The organism is Bradyrhizobium sp., from assembly GCF_049586575.1.
In the GTDB taxonomy this organism is placed as follows: Bacteria; Pseudomonadota; Alphaproteobacteria; order Rhizobiales; family Xanthobacteraceae; genus Bradyrhizobium.
This window is the reverse complement of the sequence record NZ_JBAVCF010000006.1, coordinates 1-3,921: the sequence shown is the minus strand read 5'-3', so window position 1 is coordinate 3,921 and position 3,921 is coordinate 1. Positions and strand designations below refer to the sequence as shown.

Here is a 3,921-nt window from a genome sequence, read left to right as displayed (position 1 = left end):
GTATCATAATACGTTATCACTTGTCCGAACCCGAGGGGTCGCGGCGTGATTGCCAGCATATCCGCGCCAGAGCACTTAATCACTCCCAAGGACAAAAGAGCCAATTTCCTTGTCCAAGCAAGGACGAAGCCGGTCCCGGGCAAACAGGATTTCGGCCGGAAAGATACCAAACCTAAAGGCTTTACCCGTTAAGTTCTTCCGATTGTTTCACAAACGGCGAATTTATGGGCACGGCGGCGTCGCCTTTCTTGAATCCGACGGCGGATAGTCCGAGCGGCGTCGGTCACAAACCGACCGCCGAGGCGCTGTCGCGCCGGGCGCATCAGCGCCGGCAGGTTCAGGGAATGATCGGCGCCAGCTATGTCGTCGATGCAGCCGTCCTGCTGGTCTATGCCCACGCCGGCACGACGTCGGCCATCATCGGTCCGGCGTTCGCCGTCTGCGGTCTCATCTCGGTCACCGGATATATTCTGCTGTCGGAGGCCGGGTTCACCGAACGCTTCAAAGACCACTATTGCGTAGTTCCACAATCCATCTTCAGCATGATCATCATGCTGGCCTTCACATATGTCGCGCCGGAAGTCGGCGTGATGTTTTTGTGCACGCTGTTCGTTGTATTTGCCTTCAGTTCGTTGCGCGCGACGCCGTGGCAGGCAGCGGTGGTCTGGACCGCCATGGCATTGGGGCTGGCCGGGTTGTTCCTGCTGACGGACAAACCGATCTCGCTGCCCCACGGGAATTACCTGGAACGCTTTGCCACGATGTCAGTGTTCATCCTGACCGTCGGGCGCTGCATGTTCATCGGCATCTTCTCAAGCGCGATGCGCGACTCGCTCTACAAGAGCGGCCTCGCGCTGCGGGAGGCCAACAAGCGTATCGAACAGCTCGCCGAGCTCGACGATCTGACCGGCTCGTTCAATCGCCGCTGCATCATGCGCTTTCTGGATGACGAGGTCGCGCGGGCCGATCGCGTCAACGCCCCGTGCTCGATCGCGCTCATCGATCTCGACTGGTTCAAGCGCATCAACGACACCTACGGCCACCCGACCGGCGACGAAGTGCTCAGGACCTTCGCCATCACGGTCTTCGCCAATATCCGCGGGGTCGACCGGTTCGGCCGCTATGGCGGCGAGGAATTCCTGCTGGTGCTTCCCGACACCGCCCTGGAGACTGCCGCGCGCATGCTCGAGCGGTTGCGGACGATCGTTGCCGATCTCGATTGGAGCGCATTCGCGCTCGGCATGCAGGTCACGGTTTCGGCCGGCGTCGCCACGCTGAACCCGAACGAGACGTCGGACACTTTTCTCGCACGCGCCGACAGCGCGCTCTACAAAGCCAAGGCACAAGGACGCAACCGCATCGTAAGCACCTGATTTTGATCACCCGCATTCTCCGCGGAAGAAAAACCGCCGGGGCCCGCACGATAGCTACTCCAGGACAGAGTCATGAGTTTGAAATCCCTTCCTACTTCCGAAAGCCTGCTCGACGAATTGCAAGCCACACTTGCTCACGGGACCGTCGCACGCCGTGTTGAAACGTTGCGCCGGGTCACCGATCTCTTCGTCAGCGGCGCTGTCGATTTCTCGGACGATCAGATCGCTTTGTTTGACGATGTGTTCCAGTGCCTGATGCACCACATCGAAACCTCCGCCAGAGCCTTGCTTTCCAATCGCCTGGCCCCGATTGATCGCGCGCCGACGATGACGGTCCGCGCGCTGGCGCTCGACGACCTGATCGAGGTCGCAGCGCCCGTGCTGTCCCAATCGGAGCGCCTCGACGACGAAACGCTGATCGAGACCGCACGGAACAAGAGCCAGGCCCATCTGATGGCGATTTCGACCCGCAAGGTGCTGAGCGGCGCGGTCACTGACGTGCTGGTCCAGCGCGGCAATGACGAGGTGGTTCAAAGCACGGTCAACAATCCCGGCGCTGAATTTTCCGAGCGCGGTTTCACAAGGCTGGTCAATCGCGCCGAAAGCAACGACGGCCTTGCAACCTGCGTCGGCCTGCGTCCGAACATTCCGCGCCACGTCTACCTGAAGCTGCTCGCCAAGGCTTCGGCGACGGTGCGGGAGAAGCTGGAAGCCGCCAACCAGCCCATCGCGAAGGAAGTATCCAACGCGGTGCGGGATGCGACGCGGCTGGCGCGCTCCGCGCCGTCGGCCATGACTCAGGAGACCGCGATCGCGCACGCGCTGGTCAAGTCGCTGTACGAGGATGGCCGGCTGGACGAACATCAGGTGGCGGCGTTTGCCGAGGCCGGCAAGTTCGACGAAGCCAACGCCGGCGTCGCGGCGCTTGCCAATGTGCCGGTGTCGATGGCCGAGAACATGATGGTGGAAACGCGTGCCGAGGGCGTCATGATCCTGGCCAAGATTTCCGGGATGTCCTGGTCAACCGTCAGGTCGATCATCAAGATGCGCGACGAGCTTTCCGGCAAGGAAGAGTCAGATCTCGATAACTGCAAGGCCACCTATGAGCGGCTTCGTCCCTCGACCGCGCAGCAGGTGCTTCGCTTCCACCGGATGCAGCAGACGGCAACGCCGCCCGCGGCCTGACCACTAGTGCTCCGATTCCGAAGTTCGCACGGTATCGCGGCAACCTCCGATGCGAGCTTCGGAATCAAAGGAGCTCTAGTAACTTATTGATTCCACTCCACTAGAACCTGAGTACCTTCGAGCCGATGAGCGCACCGGCCGCCACCACCATGGCGGTCGCGATCGGGTACCAGGTTGCCACGAACAGCGGTGAATCGTCGGTGCAGTGCGACGCGTACAAGGTCGCCGCCAGTCCGGCGGAGATCAGCCCGGCAATCGCGCCCGCCACAGCCGGCCGCGCCGGCGCACCGTGACGCAATCCGACCAGTGCTCCCGCGAGCAGTGGCAACGACAACAGCGGGATAGCGGTCACGCAGACCCGCGAATTGTTGCCGATCAGGCGCGTCATCATCGGCAGCCGCTGCGGCATCATCATTTCGCTCGCGATGCCGGCCGCGACGATCCCGACCGGTATCACGAGGAGCCATCCCCAACCCTTCAGCGATGCCTCGGGACGGGAAAGATGCAGGCCGACCGCGATCGCCGAGATCGCCAGCGCGAGCGTGACCACGAACTTCAGATCGAAAAACGGATTATGCATCGCCGTCATGACGTCCGGCCGAACGCCAAGTCCCATCATGAAAATCGCGAGCGAAACCGGCGCCGCCGTGATCAAGGCCAGCGCCAGCACCAGTCCGACCGGGCGGGCGTGGTGCGGGTTGTCTGCCGCAAGCGTTCGAATGAGTTGTTCGGTTTCCATTCCTATTGCTCCCGCAACCTGGCGGTAAGGCTCGCGAGCGCGCGATGCAACGCCACGCGCACCGCCCCCTCGCTCATGGCGAACTTCGCGGCCGTATCCCTGATCGAGGTACTTTCCACCGCGATCGACTGCAAAACTTCGCGCTGACGCGAAGGAAGGGTCTGGAGCAGAGTTGCGATCTCGTTGGCCGAGACGGTCTCGGCGACCGGTTCGTCAGGAATGGACTCGGCGAAATCGTCGATATTGACGAACACCCGGCGGCCGCGGCGCCGCAAGGAATCGATCAGCTTGTTGCGGGCGATCGCAAACAGCCAGGGTGCGAACGGCGCGTTCGCGTCCCAGGTATGCCGCTTCAGATGCACCGCCAACAAAATATCCTGCACGATGTCCTCGGATTGATCGGTCGGCTGACCAGCCCGCGCCAGCCCACGGCGAGCGCCGGCCCGCAACACCGGCGTGACGGCCCTGAGCAGGCGCTGATACGCAGCGCTATCGCCTGAAATGGCCAGCCGCATCAGACCGGTCCACTCGTCTTCACCTTGGCGCACGCGCGCTCCCAAGCTTCAATTCGGTCGCTTTTTCAAATTGTTACGTCCCCGGGCGCCAATCACGAATTCGTGATAA

The 3,921-nt window shown here is 62.1% G+C and carries 4 protein-coding genes; 2 read left to right on the top strand and 2 right to left on the bottom strand.

Features of this window, described 5'->3' with window-relative positions:
* The first annotated feature begins 224 nt into the window (after positions 1–224).
* Positions 225–1,373, top strand: a complete 1,149-nt coding sequence (locus WB528_RS00240; protein WP_423886427.1) for a GGDEF domain-containing protein — start codon at positions 225–227, stop codon at positions 1,371–1,373.
* 72 nt (positions 1,374–1,445) lie between these two features.
* Positions 1,446–2,558 (top strand): DUF2336 domain-containing protein, encoded by a 1,113-nt coding sequence (locus tag WB528_RS00235; RefSeq protein ID WP_423886426.1) that lies wholly within the window; start codon positions 1,446–1,448, stop codon positions 2,556–2,558.
* Positions 2,559–2,658: 100 nt separating this feature from the next.
* Here WB528_RS00235 and WB528_RS00230 read toward each other — a convergent pair whose 3' ends face one another.
* The gene (locus WB528_RS00230; protein WP_423886425.1) at positions 2,659–3,297 is read right to left on the bottom strand and encodes an NrsF family protein; all 639 of its coding nucleotides are present in this window, start codon (positions 3,295–3,297) and stop codon (positions 2,659–2,661) included.
* Between the two features lie 2 nt (positions 3,298–3,299).
* Positions 3,300–3,845, bottom strand: coding sequence for a sigma-70 family RNA polymerase sigma factor (locus tag WB528_RS00225; protein ID WP_423886424.1), 546 nt, complete (start codon positions 3,843–3,845; stop codon positions 3,300–3,302).
* Positions 3,846–3,921 lie beyond the last annotated feature (76 nt).